Annotated in this window: 14 protein-coding genes and 1 CRISPR repeat array; of the genes, 13 read left to right on the top strand and 1 reads right to left on the bottom strand. The window is 67.1% G+C overall.

Annotation, left to right across the window (positions count from 1 at the left end):
• Window positions 1-129 precede the first annotated feature (129 nt).
• The 9 genes from cas3u to VNO22_16755 all read left to right on the top strand — a co-directional run bounded on the left by cas3u (window position 130) and on the right by VNO22_16755 (window position 11,801).
• Window positions 130-2,868: a type I-U CRISPR-associated helicase/endonuclease Cas3 gene (gene cas3u / locus VNO22_16795; protein HXG63032.1), complete on the top strand. Its 2,739-nt coding sequence runs from the start codon at window positions 130-132 to the stop codon at window positions 2,866-2,868.
• Window positions 2,865-3,932: a hypothetical protein gene (locus VNO22_16790; protein ID HXG63031.1), complete on the top strand. Its 1,068-nt coding sequence runs from the start codon at window positions 2,865-2,867 to the stop codon at window positions 3,930-3,932. The genes cas3u and VNO22_16790 overlap by 4 nt, the downstream gene beginning before the upstream one ends.
• Window positions 3,929-5,026 (top strand): type I-U CRISPR-associated RAMP protein Csb1/Cas7u, encoded by a 1,098-nt coding sequence (gene cas7u, locus VNO22_16785; GenBank protein ID HXG63030.1) that lies wholly within the window; start codon window positions 3,929-3,931, stop codon window positions 5,024-5,026. Before VNO22_16790 ends, cas7u begins: the two co-directional genes overlap by 4 nt.
• A gap of 27 nt (window positions 5,027-5,053) precedes the next feature.
• Complete coding sequence (gene csb2, locus VNO22_16780; protein ID HXG63029.1) at window positions 5,054-6,634, top strand: type I-U CRISPR-associated protein Csb2; 1,581 nt, start codon at window positions 5,054-5,056, stop codon at window positions 6,632-6,634.
• A gap of 17 nt (window positions 6,635-6,651) precedes the next feature.
• Window positions 6,652-8,319, top strand: a complete 1,668-nt coding sequence (gene cas1 / locus VNO22_16775) for a CRISPR-associated endonuclease Cas1 (GenBank protein ID HXG63028.1) — start codon at window positions 6,652-6,654, stop codon at window positions 8,317-8,319.
• A 2-nt stretch (window positions 8,320-8,321) separates the two neighbouring features.
• On the top strand, window positions 8,322-8,612 hold the full coding sequence (gene cas2, locus VNO22_16770) for a CRISPR-associated endonuclease Cas2 (protein ID HXG63027.1): 291 nt from the start codon (window positions 8,322-8,324) through the stop codon (window positions 8,610-8,612).
• A gap of 226 nt (window positions 8,613-8,838) precedes the next feature.
• Window positions 8,839-9,823: direct repeats of the CRISPR family, unit length 36 nt; unit sequence ATCTCCACGGCTGCGAAGCCGTGGCCCCATTGAAGC.
• A gap of 331 nt (window positions 9,824-10,154) precedes the next feature.
• Window positions 10,155-11,030, top strand: coding sequence for a sigma-70 family RNA polymerase sigma factor (locus VNO22_16765; GenBank protein ID HXG63026.1), 876 nt, complete (start codon window positions 10,155-10,157; stop codon window positions 11,028-11,030).
• A gap of 62 nt (window positions 11,031-11,092) precedes the next feature.
• Window positions 11,093-11,476 (top strand): hypothetical protein, encoded by a 384-nt coding sequence (locus tag VNO22_16760; protein ID HXG63025.1) that lies wholly within the window; start codon window positions 11,093-11,095, stop codon window positions 11,474-11,476.
• A 1-nt stretch (window position 11,477) separates the two neighbouring features.
• On the top strand, window positions 11,478-11,801 hold the full coding sequence (locus VNO22_16755; GenBank protein ID HXG63024.1) for a Rieske (2Fe-2S) protein: 324 nt from the start codon (window positions 11,478-11,480) through the stop codon (window positions 11,799-11,801).
• Here VNO22_16755 and VNO22_16750 read toward each other — a convergent pair.
• A complete protein-coding gene (locus VNO22_16750) occupies window positions 11,798-13,279 on the bottom strand; it encodes a substrate-binding domain-containing protein (protein HXG63023.1) in 1,482 nt (493 codons plus the stop codon). The genes VNO22_16755 and VNO22_16750 overlap by 4 nt on opposite strands.
• A 92-nt stretch (window positions 13,280-13,371) precedes the next feature.
• On the opposite strand from VNO22_16750, the gene VNO22_16745 reads away from it, so the two are divergent.
• From VNO22_16745 to VNO22_16730, 4 genes are all read left to right on the top strand, one after another.
• Window positions 13,372-15,630 carry a PA14 domain-containing protein gene (locus VNO22_16745; protein ID HXG63022.1) on the top strand — a complete coding sequence of 753 codons (2,259 nt, stop codon included), beginning with the start codon at window positions 13,372-13,374 and terminating at the stop codon, window positions 15,628-15,630.
• Between the two features lie 4 nt (window positions 15,631-15,634).
• Window positions 15,635-15,991: a hypothetical protein gene (locus tag VNO22_16740; GenBank protein HXG63021.1), complete on the top strand. Its 357-nt coding sequence runs from the start codon at window positions 15,635-15,637 to the stop codon at window positions 15,989-15,991.
• A 33-nt stretch (window positions 15,992-16,024) separates the two neighbouring features.
• On the top strand, window positions 16,025-17,194 hold the full coding sequence (locus tag VNO22_16735) for a pyridoxal phosphate-dependent aminotransferase (protein ID HXG63020.1): 1,170 nt from the start codon (window positions 16,025-16,027) through the stop codon (window positions 17,192-17,194).
• 2 nt (window positions 17,195-17,196) lie between these two features.
• The coding region (locus VNO22_16730; GenBank protein HXG63019.1) for a nitrilase-related carbon-nitrogen hydrolase at window positions 17,197-17,456 on the top strand (260 nt) is incomplete at its 3' end.

The following is a 17,456-nucleotide window of genomic DNA, read 5'->3' as shown; positions in this document are numbered from 1 at the left end:
GGGCCGCCGGATCGTGGAGCTGAACGGCCCCTGAGGGGGGGTGAAGGAGGGGGTTCACAACTGGACGACGCAGGAGTCGCTCAAGTTTGCGCTGGCGATAATATTTGGTCGGCTACGAAGGGAGAGTCCATGAGCTACGTTCCAGACTTTCCGTCGTGCTTTGAAGCTCTGACCGGCTATCGGCCGTTGCGCTGGCAAGTGAGATTCTTTAACCGGCTGCTAACCGGCGACGTTCCACCTTCGTGCGACCTTCCGACGGGTCTCGGCAAGACCTCGGTAATTCCCATCTGGCTTCTCGCCCTGGTCTTCCAGGACCGTGCCTCGTGCAAGCCGTTGCTGCCGCGACGTCTGGTGTACATCGTCGATCGCCGCACGGTGGTCGATCAGGCCACAGAAATCGTTGAAACGATACGCCGCAGGCTGCGGCAACCTCAAGCCTCGCCGCTCGCCTGGGTCAAGGAGAGACTGGAGCTGTTCGCAACCGGATCCAGCGAGAACGTCATTGGGGTGAGCACGCTTCGCGGCGAACTCGCCGACAATCAGGAATGGAAAGCCGATCCCGCACGTCCCGCGATCATCGTGGGAACGATCGACATGGTGGGCAGCAAACTTCTTTTCAGTGGATACGGAGACGGACGCTACTTGCGGGCTCATCATGCCGGCCTCATCGGACAAGACGCACTGATCGTGCATGACGAAGCGCACCTGACCCCGGCATTCGGAAATCTTCTCCATAGTCTTGCGGCCGAGCAGCTACGGGAAATGAAAAATAACGCGGGAGAACGCGGCGTGATGCGCCCGATCCGGATCCTGGAACTGTCGGCCACATCCCGGAGATCGCCCGCGGGGATGTTCACGCTGGAGGCTGAAGACCTTAAGGATCCCATCGTTCAAGATCGTCTGCACGCCTCGAAGCTGTTGCATTTACACGCGGCTTCGCCGGAGATGCTCGAGTCAGAGATCACCAGGCTTGCGAGCAGACATAAAGATACGCGCACGAGAATTCTTATCTTTGTCCGCTCCCCCGATAGTGTTCGCCAGATTGCGCGGGACCTCGAGAAGGCGCTGGGAGCCGGAGGCTCCGAACGGATCGGCGTGTTGACCGGCACGATCCGCGGGCACGAACGAGATCAGTTGCTGCAACGGCCGCCGGCAAGCGCGGCGGCCCAGGTGCTCCAGCACTTCATGGAGGGCGTTCGCCCGGCAACCAGCGTCTACCTCATCTGTACCTCCGCGGGCGAGGTCGGCATCGACCTGGATGCGGATCACATGGTGTGCGATCTGACGACGTTGGACGGCCTGATTCAGCGCTTGGGGCGCGTCAATCGGCGCGGGGGTAAGGATCGACAGTCTCAGGTAGACGTCGTCTTCGCGGTTCCCGAAAAGGAAGAAAAGCTATCCGAATTTGAAAAGGCCGTCTTGGCAACGCACAACATTCTCAGGAAGGAGATCCAGCAGCAGGGCGAAGCCATCGATGCCAGCCCTGAAGCGCTTCGGCGGCTCATCCACAACTTGAGTGAAACGGAGCGGGTGGCCGCCTTCTCTCCTAAGGCCGAGACACTTCCCCTGACGGACATCCTGCTCGACGGCTGGTCGCTCACGAGCGTCCACGACCTTCCCGGAGTGCCGGAAGTAGCGCCCTTTCTACATGGCCTCACACCGCAGGACCCGGCGGAAACCTTTATCGCCTGGCGCTGGGAGGTGGATCGCCTCGCGGAAGCGAAAGTTCACGAAGATGACCTGGCGGCGTGGTTCCGTGCCTGCCCCATCGAGGCTCAAGAGCGTTTGCGGGACCGGACCGAACGCGTGAGCCGTGAGCTCGAAAAACTTCTGAAGAGACATCGTCAGGCGGACAGGGACGCCGACTTCCCCCTCATCGTGCTCGATGAACGAGGGAAAGCGAAATGGAAGCGTCTTTCGAACCTGTCCGGGACGGAGTTGGCGTTTCGCACCCTGGTTCTCCCACCCCGGCTGGGCGGCCTTAATGCGAGCGGAATGCTGGATTCCGCCAGTGAGGGAGCCGCCGCCGACGTTGCCGAAAAGCCTAAATCCCCAGAAAAGCGCCAGCGATGGGTATGCAGAAGCTCCCATGAAGACATCCGTTATGAATCCCTTGATCCGGAGACGGAGCTTGAGGGTCCTCCGGAAGAGTTGCGCGAAAAGCTTCGAATTCCCCTGTCCTCCGGCGAAGATCAGAATGAAACAGGGGAACGCGTCGACCTCGTTTTGTTCGTGTCCCCCCGACGGTCGGCATCCGAGGATCCCGAGACGGCCAGCGCGCGCCAGACGCTGGAAGAGCACAGTCGCTCGACCGCCGAACAGATGGCGGCGATAGCTGGCCGGTTGGATCTTCCCCAGGCGATCCAGGAGGCACTTGTCCTCGCCGCGCGCTGGCACGACAAGGGCAAGGACCGGCCGATCTGGCAGACGTACGCCGGCAATCGGAACGGAGGAGAGATCCTGGCCAAGGCCGAGCGGTACCTCCATCCGAGAACGCTGGGCGGCTATCGGCATGAGTTCGGCTCTCTCCTGGACGCGAGGACGGACGCTGAAATCCGGCAGCACCCTGAGCGGGACCTTGTCCTCCATCTTATCGCTGCGCATCATGGCTGGGCCCGGCCGCATTTTGAGCCGCAAGCGTACGACCGCCAAGGTTCCGGCCGGGACGGCCGGCATCCCCCGACAACGAGGGAAAACGTTTCCGCCAACATCGAGACCTTCCGGCGATTCGCCCGGCTCCAGAAGCGATTCGGTCGATGGGGCCTCGCGTGGCTCGAATCGCTCCTCCGCTGCGCCGACATCGCCGCTTCAAAGGCTGCCGCCGCGGGACATGATGCGGCCCGACCGACCGTGGAGGCTTCGGCATGAATACGTCCGGATATAGCTTCTCCGTACCGGTGGATTGCGCCAATCCGGGTCAATTCTTCGCCTGCTGCGGCCTGCTGGAGCTGGCGCATCGGCTCTGGCCCAATGCCGAAGGACATTTCTCCGATGATCGCTTCGAGATTTCCGGTACGCCGCAGGACGCGAGCCCCTTGATCCTGATCCGCCGGCTTACCGAGGCGGGTCTGCAAGGGGCCCTCACTCCCGAAGAGAAAGCTGAGTTGGATGAACTCCAGCTCCTGAAACGCCGGGCGAAGAAGGAGGAACGGCCTTTTCCCGAGGACCAGGAGTCCAGACGCAAGGGGCTCGGCAAGTTGTTGAGGTCAGGACCGATCCTCATCGGTTCCCCTTTCGACCTCCACTTGAATTGGTGGGAGACAGACCAAGAAGACGCTCAGAAAACTCGGGCGAAGAAAACCCGCCGGACTTCGATTCCATCCAGCAAACAGGCCGATGGCGACAACGTTCCAAAAACCTTGGCCGGCAGCATGCAAGTATATCGAATTGCGGCGGCCGCCCTCGCCGAATGCGAGAAAGCGTTCGCCGAACCGTATCCCTTCGAGTACGCCTGTGTCCTGCGTCCCGCCGACGAGGAGGACGACGAGGACGAGGACATCGAGGAAGACGAAGGCACTGTCGAAAAAGCCGAGCCCTTCTACTTCGACAGTGCCAGAGCATCCAGTGCGCATCCCTTGGACCAGGGATTCAGCGCGAACAAGCTTTCCGTCCTGCGCGAGGGTTCTGCGCAGGGGTCGGGAAAGGTCAAGGCCCGATGGGTTAAGATGGAGAGCGCCGCTTATCCGGCCGTGGAGTTCCTGGCACTTATTGGTCTTCAGCGCTTCCGACCCAAGCCCGTCGGGTCCCGCGTGTTCGCTTATCGCACCTGGACCGTGCCGCTTCCCCCCATCGTCGCCGCGACGGCGGCGTGTGGCGCTCTTCCCGGCGTTGGAGGCGAAGCTTACCGTTTCGAAAACGCCTTTCGCACCGATCAACGAAAGCAAAAGGGATTTCTTCCCGCGATCCGAGATTCAGAAGGAGAAACCTCATGAGTGACTTGTGGACGAAGTACGACGCGTGGCTGAAGGAGGACGGGCCTGCCGCTCTCGTGATTCGTGAATATCTGATGCCGGCCGAAGGACCGGACGCGGTTGTTTTTCCTCCCACCTTCGCTCCGGGGGATGGGTTTCCAGGGGGCTATAACATCGACGGTCCGTTCAATGGCCACCCCGACGGCGAAAACGTCTGCCTCATAGATTCGGTCGGGTCCCAAGCGAATCGAATCGAGCCCGAGTTCTCCAAGGACCCCTATCGCTCTCTTGTTCCTCAGGTCGAGATTCAGGCAGGCGAACGAACGATCAACCTGCTCGAGGTCGGACACCGAGCCGGCGACGCCATCACGCGGTGCACCGAGCTCGCGAGCGAACTGAACGCCGCATTCAAATCTCACCTCAAAGGTGACGACAATCCGCTCGCAAAGATCGCTCCGACCTCCCTGATCTTCGGCGTCTGGGATTCCCGGGAGACACAGGCGAGACTGCCCCGTCTTGTGGGCTCGACCATCCGAGCTTTCAACGTGCGGAAACTCACGCGCGGAGCTGTGTATATCCCTCCTGCAGATTATTCCGCCTTGGACGTTTTCGACGAAGACGAAAAGGCCAAAGCCGAGGGCGACAAGAAAAACCCGTTGGCCCAGCGGGGCTTCGTGCACAATCCCGCTTCAGGAACACTCGGGGGCGTCATCGCCAGGGGCGGCATCCGTCGCGATGCCACGCTCAACCTCGTCGCTCTCCGCCTTCTGAAGGCGCCCAAGGAAGATGACTCCCTCAAGCTCCGCCGCTACATCCTCGGTCTTTCTCTGGTCGCATTCACGCACCCAAGCGCCTTCATCGGTTCCCTCCGACAGGGCTGCATACTCGTGCGCGATCCGGCTCGCAAGATGGACAATGCGTTCGTCGCGGTCTACGCCGACGGCCGGCGGGTGAATCTCGAAGTATCCCACGAAGGCGCACTGGAATTCGCAAGAGCCGCTGCTGAAAAGTTCGGGGTGGGGAAGAACCGCCAGCTGACGTTCAGCAAGGAACTGGCCAAGAAGGACGTGCAGGAGGCGAAGTCGAAAGGCGCGAAGAAGCGAAAGGGGCAATAAGCCGAAGGCCGAGTGAAAGAGGGCCCTATGTCCACGCGTCACCTAGTGATCTCGGTAACCTTCCTGCAGCCCATGTGCCATGCACGTCTGGGAAAGGGCGAAACCGCTCCCAACGAGTGGCCCCCCTCGCCGCTCCGCCTTTTTCAGGCAATGGTGGCCGGTGCGGCGGCTCGATGGGCTGGCGCGGCCGGCCCTGTTCAGCTGGGCGGCATTACCCTGACCAGCGATGTCCCCGTCGCGGCCCTGAAGTGGCTGGAGAATCTCTGCTCCGTCACGCCTCCGACAATCGTGGCCCCTGAGGCCGCTCCAGGGAAGGCCGTGCCGCACTACGTTCCCAACAATTCTGGGGATCTCGTAGCCGCCCGATGGGCCAAAGGCAATGCTCTTGCGGCATTCGAAGATCGCGTCAAGAAGACCTTTCGGCCGACCCACCTCCTCGGCGGACAGACTGTCCATTACCTCTGGCCGCTGGACGACGTGCGGGAACGCGAGGCCCGCCTTCATGAACCAGCCATCGCCGCCATGGCCCGTTCCATCGTGGCTCTCGGCTGGGGCATTGACGCCGCCTTCGGGGACGCCCGCATCATGGACGCGAACGGTTTGGCGGATCTTGCGGGTGAACGCTGGATCCCGGGCCGAATAGGCGCTCCAGGTCTCCGGACTCCCGTAGCCAGAACCCTCGACGATCTGAGCGCCCGACACGGTGCATTCCTTCGCCGTCTCCAGAACGGGGTATTCACACCGGTGCCACCTCTCCGACAGTTCGCAACCGTTCCGTACCGGCGTGCGAGTGATCTGCCTGTCCGTCCCTTCGCAGCGTTTCTCCTGCGTCCCCCCGAAAAGGATACCGGCTATGCTGCATTTGCCGGCCGGCGAGCGACGTGTGTGGCCGCCATGCTGCGGCACGCCGCGTGCAAAGCGGCTCAAGAGGATGTCGATGAAAGCCCGGACGCATGGCGTACGGCGGAATGGTCCCTCCGTTTCGTCGCCGGACACGGCCCGCCCGGAGAATCCAAGCGCCGCAGGAAAGACGACAATCACCCGCGATTCTCCTACCTTCCCTTGCGCTCGATCGGGCACCCGCATGCCGACGGCATGATTCGGCGCGCCCTCATCGCCGAACCCTTCGGAAGCGACGGCCGATCCGCGCGCTGGATCGAACAACGCCTCGCCGGCGCCGAATTGATCGACGAACATACGCGCACGGTGGTCGCGCGGCTCGAACCCGTCCGCCCGGATGATCCCGACTTTGATCACGTCTTTCACCTCTACGCGGCCCGTTCTGAGGAAGCCGCCACCGTATGGACTTCCGTCACACCCGTCATTCTCCCCGGTTACGACGACAACAAACGCGCCAAGCGCGAACGTCTGGTGCTCGAATGCCTGCGGCACGCGGGAATCGACGCCGAAGCGGTTGATTCCGTCGAGGTACGTCGTGCCGCATGGTTCTCCGGAATCACCGAGTCTCTATCTGCCTTCAAGCGTCCCTGCTATCTCCAGCATCTTCCCGCCTGGCACGTGCGCCTGGTCTTTCGAAGAGCGGTTTCGGGCCCCCTCTCCCTCGGTGCGGGCCGGCATTGCGGTCTGGGCGTTTTAGCCCGACAGTAGCACAAGGGGATAACGGCATGCACGCCGAGGACATCCTCCTAGTCCCCGCGCGCATTCTGAACGAGTACGTCTACTGCCCGCGTCTGGCGTACCTCGAGTGGGTCCAGGGCGAATTCCGTGAGAACGTGGACGTCGTGGAGGGAAAGCTCGAGCATCGCCGGGTGGATGAGGAGCGTGGGGAACTGCCCACCCCGGAGGAGGCCGATCCCGAGCGGCCCGTGGCGGCCCGCTCCGTTCTCCTTTCGTCCGACCGCCTGGGGATCATCGCCCGAATCGATCTTATCGAAGGAGAAGGCAACCGCGTCAGCCCCGTCGACTACAAGCGCGGCCGCGCGCCGGATCTGCCGGAAGGAGCGTGGGAGGCCGACCGGGTTCAGGTCTGCGCGCAGGCGCTCCTCCTTCGCGAAAACGGCTACCGCTGCGACGAGGGCGTCGTGTACTACTGCGAATCCCGCCGGCGCGTAGCCGTTCCGGTGACCGAGGAGCTGACGACCCGATGCCTGGCCGTCGCGGAGGAGGTCCGCCGCATGGCTCGCGAGGGCACCATCCCGCCGCCCCTCGTCAACAGCCCCAAGTGCATCCGCTGTTCGCTGGCCCCGATCTGCCTGCCGGACGAAGTCTCGCTCCTTCGGGGCGCCGTCGGCGAGGAGGATGTGCGCCGCATCTTTCCGGCCCGCGACGACGCCGCTCCGCTTTACCTTCAGACGCAAGGCCTTTCGGTCGGCATCCGGGGCGAACGGGTGGAGATCCGGGAGGGGGGCTCCCTCATGCGGGACGCTCGGCTTCTGGACATCTCCCAGGTGTCCCTCTTCGGCAACATCCAGATCACGACCCAGGCGGTGCGCGCCTTCCTCGATCGCGGGATTCCCGTCTGCTACTTCAGCATGGGCGGCTGGTTCCAGGGGTGGAGCCAGGGCCTCGTCCATAAAAACGTCGAGCTGCGGCGTCTTCAGTACGCCCGGGCCGCCGATCCGGAAGCCCGTCTGGCGCTCGCCCGGCGGTTCGTGGCCGGGAAAATACGCAACTCCCGGACACTCCTCCGGAGAAACCACGCGGGCGATCCGGCGGCGGCGCTGGCGGAACTGGCCCGGCTCGCGGAGGCGGCGGAGAAAGCCGCGAACCTCGAAACCCTGCTTGGGCTGGAGGGCGCCGCGGCACGGACGTACTTCGCTCACTTCGGAGAGCTTCTGCAAGGGGGCGACCCGGGGTGCCGGACGTTCGATTTCAACGGCCGGTCGCGCCGCCCTCCGACCGATCCGGTGAACGCGGTCCTCTCCTTCCTCTACTCCGTCCTGGCGAAAGAGCTGACCGTGACGACGATGACGGTCGGATTCGATCCTCTGATGGGCTTCTATCATCAGCCGCGATACGGACGACCCGCCCTGGCGCTGGACCTCATGGAAGAGTTCCGGCCGCTCATCGCGGAATCGACGGTTCTCACGCTCATCAACCGGAAGGAGATCGGATCTTCTGATTTTCTGAGACGCGGAAACGCCTGGGCTCTGACGGAAAACGGGCGCAAAGCCGTGCTTCGGGCCTATGAGCGCCGGATGGACGACCTTGTGACGCATCCACGGTTCGGCTACCAGGTAAGTTACCGCCGCGTCCTCGAGGTACAAGCGCGTCTGCTGGGCCGGGTCCTGACGGGCGAGATTCCGGAGTACGTCGCCTTCGAAACGAGGTAGAGGTGCGGAATCGGTATCTTGTCACCTACGACGTCCGTCACCCGAAGAGGTTGCGGCGGATGTTCAAGGCCATGCGGGGATTCGGAGATGCCCTCCAATACTCCGTTTTCCGTTGCGACCTGTCCGAGCAGGAGAAGGTGAATCTGATGGGAACGCTCTCGAGTATAATCAAAGCGGACGAGGATCAGGTTCTGATCGTCGACCTCGGACCGCCGACCGGGCGCGGGGGCACGTGCTTCGAAGTACTGGGATGCCAGCGGCCGCCTGAGGAAACCGGCGCCATCGTGGTCTGAGGGTTGTTTGACAATCGGGAAGCATGAGGAGGGTGAAAGCCGGTTCGGTTTTCGAGCATCGAGGTGCCGGGATCTCTCCCTTAAAGTGCTCGACAAAGGACGTCCATGAACTTCAAGGCATTGCGGCGTGCTTGTTGCCGCAGCGCGACGCGACGCTCCACGTCCGGAGCCGTCTCTCGCGAACGCCTGCGCGAGCCTATGCTGCAAACAGGCTTAGGTGCGCGCTATCTCCACGGCTGCGAAGCCGTGGCCCCATTGAAGCCAATTCGGTAGCAGCCTGGGACCGCGCACGGCAACGGATCTCCACGGCTGCGAAGCCGTGGCCCCATTGAAGCCGCTGCCGGCGCGAGAAGCTTCTCGAGCTTCTCAAGATCTCCACGGCTGCGAAGCCGTGGCCCCATTGAAGCTTCGAGGGTCAGAAAGGATTCGCATGCCTGGCCCTCATCTCCACGGCTGCGAAGCCGTGGCCCCATTGAAGCAGGAGGACACCGCACGACGGATCGAGGAAGCGGCACATCTCCACGGCTGCGAAGCCGTGGCCCCATTGAAGCATGACAAATTCTGGCAAGATTGTAGGAAATCTGGCGGATCTCCACGGCTGCGAAGCCGTGGCCCCATTGAAGCGACGCAAGGGTAAACAGGGTTATCCTTAAATACCATATCTCCACGGCTGCGAAGCCGTGGCCCCATTGAAGCGCCTTCTTTGGCGGACCTGCCTGGCTCGGAGTAGGTCATCTCCACGGCTGCGAAGCCGTGGCCCCATTGAAGCGAGACTGCACTCGATCGACCCGTCTGCGTACCGGGTAATCTCCACGGCTGCGAAGCCGTGGCCCCATTGAAGCTCAGCACTTCTTCCATCATCGGCGCCCGCGTCCGAACGCATCTCCACGGCTGCGAAGCCGTGGCCCCATTGAAGCCTCTCAGCACCAATTCAGGCATGGCCAGCCTGGACGATCTCCACGGCTGCGAAGCCGTGGCCCCATTGAAGCACGGCGTCCCCGCCCGTCACCTGCACGAGTCGGTACTGATCTCCACGGCTGCGAAGCCGTGGCCCCATTGAAGCGCCGCGACGAGCCCCGACTTCGTGGTCGAGATCACCGAATCTCCACGGCTGCGAAGCCGTGGCCCCATTGAAGCCCATCCACGGTTCGGCGGTACGCACGCTGATCGTGCGGATCTCCACGGCTGCGAAGCCGTGGCCCCATTGAAGCCAAGCGCCCAGGCCGATGCTGAGGGCGCGGTTCCAAGGATCGTGAGGCGGACAGAAGCGCCGGCAGGCAGGAGAACCCGCGCCGCACACGCGCCGGAATAAGCCCCCCACAACGCCGCTCCTCCAGCACAACCCCCGCCGCCGAGACAAAGCGCTGCCCCGCCCAAAACCCCCGACCCCCACGGACGCCCCCCCTCGCCGACTTCCGCGCCCCCCCCGAACGCAAATTGTGCTTGCACTTTATAAATCATCGTGTATAGTTCATGCGGGTCGCGCGGGCGCCGGGCCCGCGCCACGGAGAGAGGGTTGCCTTCGAGAGAGAGGGGGAAGCCATGTCCGACCGCCTGTCGCCTTTTTCCCGCGACGCCGAAATCCGCCCGTACTTCCAGGAAATCCAGGACGTCCCGCTCCTGACCGCCGAGGAAGAGCGCGAACTCGCCCTGCGCATGAAGCGCCTCGACTCCCCCGACGAAAACGAACGCCGCGCCGCCCGCCAGGCCCGCGAACGCTTCATCAAGGCCAACCTCCGCCTCGTCGTCTCCATCGCCAAGTCCTTCCTCAACCGCGGCCTCCCCCTCGCCGACCTCGTCGCCGAAGGAAACCTCGGACTCCTCCGCGCCGTCGAACGCTTCGACCCGCGGAAGAACTGCCGCTTCTCCACCTACGCCACCTGGTGGATCCGCCAGGCCATCCGCCGCGCCCTCATCAACACCTCCCGCACCGTCCGCGTCCCCTCCTACATGGTCGGCCTCGTGGCCCGCCTCCGCCACGCCGAAAACGACGCCCTCCAGCGCCGCGCCGGAACCGACCCCGAAGAGCCCGCCGACGAAACCTTCGCCGACGACCCCGCCCGCCGCCGCCTCGCCCGCAACGTCCGCTCCGCCGTCCGCTGCTCCCGCGCCCTCAGCCTCGACGGCCTCGGCGCCGCCCACGAACTCCCCGACCGCGCCCCCTCCGCCTCCCCCGAGGAATCCGTCCGCTCCCGCCTCCTGGCCGAAGAGCTCCACGCCCTCCTGCGCTCCATCGGCGCCCGCGAGGCCGCCATCCTGCGCTACCGCTTCGGACTCCACGACGGCGAACCCATGACCCTCGGCGAAGTCGGCCGGCGCCTCCATATCACCCGCGAACGCGTCCGCCAGCTCGAACGCGCCGCCCTCGGCAAGCTCCAGGCCCGCCTGGCCGCCTTCGAGGAGGCCGCCGCCTCGTAGCCCGCGGCGCCCCCCCCCGGCCGGCCCTCCATGCGGTACAATTAGTTCCGGCGCGATCCCCCATGAAAAAGGACCGCTGGAACCTCTACTGGTGCCGCACGCCGGACCACTGCGAAGACTGGTTCGTCGTCGCCCGCACCGCCCGCGAGGCCGCCCGGACCTTCGAGGCCGCCCACGGATACGACCCCGGCGACGCCGAGGCCCGCCGCATCCTCCCCGTGCCGCCCCACATCTCCCTCTCCGCCCCCGGCCGGCCCGACGACGCCCTCCTGGCCGCCCTCGGCGCCGTCTTCCGCCGCCGCCGCACCCCCCGCGTCGTCGAAATCGCCGGCCGCCTCTACGAAGAAGGCCGCCTCCGCTACCAGCTCATGAAAATCGACGACGACTTCTCCGAAGACCGCGGCCGCGGCCGCCCCCACGGCACCCCGCGGCCCGAATTCAACTGAAATGAGCCCCCCGCCCGCCCGCTGGCTGCGCGCCCTCCCGGCCGCCGAACTCCCCCCCGGCCGCTCCGCCCGCGTCGAACTCGAAGGAATCCCCCTCCTCCTCCACAACGCCGCCGGCGCCTACTCCTGCACCGGCGCCCTCTGCCCCCACCAGGGACGCCCCCTCGACCCCGCCGCCCGCGACGGCCCCCTCCTCACCTGCCCCTGGCACGCCTGGATCTTCGACGTCACCACCGGCTGCGCCCCCTACAACCCCTGGGCCCGCCTGCCCCTCCTGCCCGTCCGCCTCGGAGACGACGGACACCTCTACGTCGGCCTCCCCTAAGGCGCCGCCTTCCAGCGAAACCCGTTCTCCTCGAACCGCCGCCGCGATTCCGGCGACATCAGCGCCTCCACCAGCCGCTCCGCCAGCCTCCGGTGCCGCGTCCCCCGCCCCACCGCCACCGGCTGCGTCGCCAGCGCGCACGGCACGTTCACCGGCACCGCCTCCAGCACGTCCCCCGACCCCGCCGCGTTCGAAACGTACGCCACCACCGCGTCCAGCGACCCCGCCTTGAGCTGATTGATCAGAAGATCCCCCGCCGGCGCCTGCACCACCACGTTCTTCATCACCTCGCCGTACACCCGGTCCGCGATCAGCGTCTCCTTCGTCAGCGCCCCCAGCGCGCACTGCTTCTCGTGCCCCACCCCCACCCGCAGCCCCGGACGCCCCAGATCCCGAAGCGACCGGATCCCCTGCGGATTCCCCTTCGGCACCGCGATCACGAGCTGATTGAGCGACACCTCCCGCGGCTCGAAAAACAAATCCTTCACCATCTTCATGAAGTCGTCGTCGCAGGCGAAATAGACGTCCGGCCGCGCCGCCGCCTTCATCTGCGCCACGAGAATCCCGCAGCCGTTGTACACCCGCGTCACCCGCACCCCCTCCCGCGCCTCGAACGCGTCCAGCGTCCGCTCGATCGCCGGCCGGAGCATCGCCCCGCCGTAAAGCACAAGCTCCGGCTCCACGGCCCACGCGTCCCCCTCCTCCGGACGGAACCCCGCCCGCGCGAATTCCTCCCGCCCCTTCCCCGGCGCCGCCAGGTACCGCGCGAACCGCAACGCCGCCGCCGGCCGCGCCGCGCTCGAAAGCACCCCCGCCGAAATCGTCGCCTCCGCCCCCTCGAACTCCGGAACCGCCACCTCCTCGAGCTCCCCCCTGTACTGCGCCACCGTCGCGTCCCACACGAACCCCGCGTCCGCCGTCCCCACCCGGACGTCGTTGGCCACCTCGTTCACCGTGGGCTTGAAGACCGCCGCCCGGCGCCGCAGCTCCTCCGCCCGGCCCGCCCGCGCCAGCGCCTCCTCGACCTTCCGCCCCGCCGCCGCCGCCTCCGGATTCGGCCACGCCAGCCGCACGTCCTCCCGAAGAAGATCCGCCAGCCCCCGAATCCCCCGCGGATTCCCCCGCCGCACCACCAGCGCCGGACGCAGCCGCGCCAGGGGAACGATCTCCGCCACGAGCCCCTTCTCCCGCCCCCGGCGCACATAAGGATCGTCCCCCGGAACGTACAGATCCCCCACCCGCGACGCCTCGATCCCCGCCAGGAGCGTCTGCGACCCGCCGTACTGGAGCCGCACGCGCCCCAGCCCCTCGCGCTCGTACGCCCGCGCCGCCGCCTCCACCGGCACGCGAAGCCCCGCCCCGCAATAGACGACAAGCTCCCCCTCGCCCTCCCCCGGCCGCGCCAGAAGGGCCGCGAAATACGCCAGAAGCCCCAGCGACGCCGCAAACCCGAGCGCCGCCGGCCCTCGTTTCTTCATCACCGCTTCCATCCTAACACCCCCGACATGTCCGCCGCCATCCCGCCATTCTCCATCGCCTCTTCGATCCCCGAAGAGACCGGAGGGACAGCATGAAGACCTCCCACGTTCTCGCCGCCGCGATCCTCCTGGCCGCCGCGCCCGCCGCCGCCCGGGCTCAAACCGTCACCCGCGGGCCCTACCTCCAGCAGGGGAGCGACACCGCCGTCACCGTCCGCTGGCGCACCTCGAGCGCCGTCACGGGCGTCGTCCGGTACGGCGCCGGCCCCTCCTCCCTCACGCTCTCCGCTTCCGAATCCTCCCCCCGCACGGAACACGAAGTCCGCCTCACGGGACTCTCGCCCGACACCCGCTACTACTACTCGATCGGGACCCCCGCGGGGACGCTCGCCGGCGGCGACGCGGAGCACTTTTTCATCACGGCGCCGCGCCCCGGAACCGCCAAGCCCACCCGCGTCTGGGTCCTCGGCGACCCCGGCACCGCCAACTCCAACCAGCGCGCCGTCCGCGACGCCTATTACGCCTTCGCCGGCTCCCGCCACACCGACCTCTGGCTCATGCTCGGCGACAACGCCTACTCCTCCGGGACCGACGCCGAATACCAGCGCGCCGTCTTCGACATGTACCCCGCCGTCCTTCGGAAGTCCGTCCTGTGGCCCACCCTCGGCAACCACGACGGCGTCAGCGCCGATTCCGCCACCCAGACGGGACCTTACTACGACATCTTCACCCTCCCCAGGAACGCCGAGGCCGGCGGCGTCCCGTCCGGCACCGAGGCGTACTACTCCTTCGATTACGGCAACATCCATTTCGTCTGCCTGGATTCCCACGACACGAACCGCTCCGCCACCGGGGCGATGGCGACCTGGCTCAAGAACGATCTGGCCGCCGCCGTGGCCGACTGGATCGTGGCCTTCTGGCACCACCCGCCGTACGTCAAAAGCAACTACGACTCCGACCGCTCGACCGTGTTCATCGACATGCGCCGGAACTTCCTGCCCATCCTCGAGGACGCGGGCGTGGACCTCGTCCTGGCCGGCCACAGCCACAACTACCAGCGGTCCTTCCTCATCGACGGCCACTACGGCACCTCGGACACGCTGACCGCCGCGATGATCAAGGACGGCGGCGACGGCCGCGAGGACGGCGACGGCCCCTACCGGAAGTCCGCCGGCACCCCCGCGCACGAGGGCGCCGTCTACGTCGTGGCCGGCAGCTCCGGCCAGGTGACCTCGACGATCAGCCGGCACCCCGTCATGTACGCCTGGAAGGCGGTCCTCGGGTCGCTCGTTCTCGACTTCAACGGAAACCGCCTCGACGTGAAATTCCTCCGCGAGACGGGCGCCGTGGACGACGCGTTCACGATCGTCAAGGGCTCGGGGCTGCCGGTCGTCACCCTGAGTGCCGACGACGGCACCGCTTCCGAGGAGGGCCCCGACGCGGGTTCCTTCGTGGTCCGCCGCACGGGCTCGACCGCGGCGCCGCTGGCCGTGCGCCTGACCGTGAGCGGAACCGCCGCCGCGGGAGCCGACTATGCCGCGATCCCGAACCCCGTCACGATCCCCGCCGGCGCCGCCTCGACGACGGTCCGGGTCCTCCCCGTCGACGACGCGGCGGTCGAGGGAGACGAGACGGTCGTCCTGACGGTCGCGCCGGATCCCGCGTACGTCGTGGGGACGCCGGCGACGGCGGAAGCGGCGATCCGGGACAACGACGCGGCCGCCCCGCCGCCGACGCCTCCGCCGGCCGGCGCGGGCGGGCTCCTGGGTCACTACTTCAATACGTGGAATCTTCAGGGCCCGAGCCTGACGCGCGTGGACCCCACGGTCGATTTCGACTGGGGCGCGGGCGCTCCGATGCCGGGGATCCACGAGGACGGCTTCGGGGTGCGCTGGACGGGCTTCGTGACGCCGCCGGCGACGGGCACGTACACGTTCTACACGGTCTCCAACGACGGCGCCCGGCTCTGGGTGAACGACGTGATCGTGATCGACAAGGGGATCGACCAGCCGCTGACGGAGTGGAGCGGGACGATCGACCTGGAGGGCGGGCGCCCTGTCCGGATCCGCCTGGAGTACTACGACAACACGGGCCAGGCGGCGGTGCGGCTGCTCTGGAGCGGGCCGTCCGTCCCCAAGGGGGTGATCCCGCAGGATCGCCTGGAGCCGGCGGAGGCGGACGCTCCGCCGCCTTCCGCGGAGCCGCCTCCGGGGAGCGACCCGGGCGCGGGCGGCGGCGGGGGCGGAGGAGGGGGAGGGGGCGGCGGCTGCGGGCTGCTCGGGTGGGAGGCTCTTTTCTTCCTGGCGGCGGCAATCCGCGTCACGCGGAGGGCGCGTCTTCGTCCATCCTGATCGGATGGATCGAGGACGCGGGGCGGCCGCCTGGGCGGCGGGCGCGGCGACGTACCTGGCCGTGCTGGCGGCGGCGGTGGAAGCGGCGGGGGTCACGCCGCCGCAGGGGGCGGTTCTGGCCTTCCCGGCGGGGCTGGCGGCGCACGACGCGCTGGCGCCCCGGAAGCCGCCGGCGCCCTGGTCGGCGGCGCTGGGGGCTCTGGGGATTCTGGGCGGCCTGGCGGTGCAGCTGGCCGTCATGGATCTTTTCTCCGCGGCGCCCTACGGCGTGGCGGCTCCGCTCGGGGGCGCGGCGGCCGCGCTTTTCGCGTTCCTCACGCGGCGGCGGGGCGCGTTCGCCGAGGTCGAGCCTCGTTCTTGACACTCTCCCCGCGCGCGCCGACACTATCCGGCCATGCGCGAATCGCGCCGGCTGCGGGAGGTCCAGGCGCCCATCATTCCGATCGTGGGGGATCTCGTGCGCGCGACGCCGGGGACCGTTTCGCTGGGGCAGGGGATGGTCGGCTGGGGGCCGCCGCCCGCGGCGCTCGCGGAGGCCGCGCGGGCGGTCGAGGATCCCGAAAGCCACCGCTACCAGGCGGTCGAGGGGATCGCGCCGCTCGTCGAGGCGCTGGGGGAGAAGCTCCGCGCGGAGAACGGCGTGCCGGCCGGGCGCGGGGCGCGGGTCGTGGTCACCGCCGGGGGCAACATGGGGTTCCTCCAGGCGGTGCTCGCGGTCACGGATCCGGGCGACGAGGTGATCCTGCCGGCGCCGTACTACTTCAACCACGAGATGGCCGTGGGGATGGCGGGGGCGCGGGCGAAGCTCGTGGAGACGGACGAGAACGATCAGCTCCGTCCGGACGACGTCGAGCGGGCGATCGGGCCGCGCACGCGGGCGGTGGTGACGGTGTCGCCGAACAATCCGACGGGGGCGGTGTATCCCGAGGCGACGCTCCGGGCGGTGAACGAGATGTGCCGCGCGCGGGGGATCTATCACATCCACGACGAGGCGTACGAGTACTTCACGTACGACGGGGTCCGGCCCTTTTCGCCGGGTTCGATTCCGGGAGCCGAGGGGCACACGATTTCGCTTTACTCCTTCTCGAAGGCGTACGGGATGGCGGGCTGGCGGGTGGGGTACATGGCGATTCCGGAGCATCTCCTGGAGGCGATCCGCAAGATTCAGGACACGAACCTCATCTGTCCCACGGTGGCGGCGCAGCGGGCGGCGTGGGGGGCGCTCTCGGCGGGGCCGGGGTGGTGCCGCGAGCGGGTGGAGGAGGTCGGCCGGACGCGCCGGGTGGTGCGGGAGGCGCTCGAGGGGTTGAAGGGGCTCGTCGAGGCGCCGCCCGCCGCGGGGGCGTTTTATTTCCTGGTGCGGGTGCGGACGTCGCTGGAGCCGCTGGCGCTCGTGGAGCGGCTGATCCGGGAGCACCGGGTGGCGGCGATTCCCGGGACGGCGTTCGGGCGGACGAGGGGGTGTTCGATCCGGGTGGCGTACGGGGCGCTCGATCGCCGCACGGCGGCGGAGGGGATCGGGCGTCTGGCGCAGGGGATTCGGGCGATCTGCGGAGGGGCGTAGGGATGCACGTCGCGGCCTGTCAGTTCGATCCGGCGTGGGAAGACAAGCGGGCGAATTTCGCGCGGGCGGGGGCGCTGCTTCGTTCGGCGGGGCTTCCGCGGGGGGCGTTCGTGGCGCTTCCGGAGATGTTCGCGACGGGCTTCAGCATGAACGCGGCGGGGATCGCGGAGGGGGAAGGGGGGGAGACGGAGGCGTTTCTTTCGGCGCTGGCGCGGGAGCTGGGGATTTATCTGGTGGGGGGCCTGGTGCGGGCGGGGCGGGG

The organism is Planctomycetota bacterium (assembly GCA_035574235.1).
Taxonomy (GTDB): domain Bacteria; phylum Planctomycetota; class MHYJ01; order MHYJ01; family JACPRB01; genus DATLZA01.
This window is presented reverse-complemented; position numbering and strand designations above follow the sequence as displayed.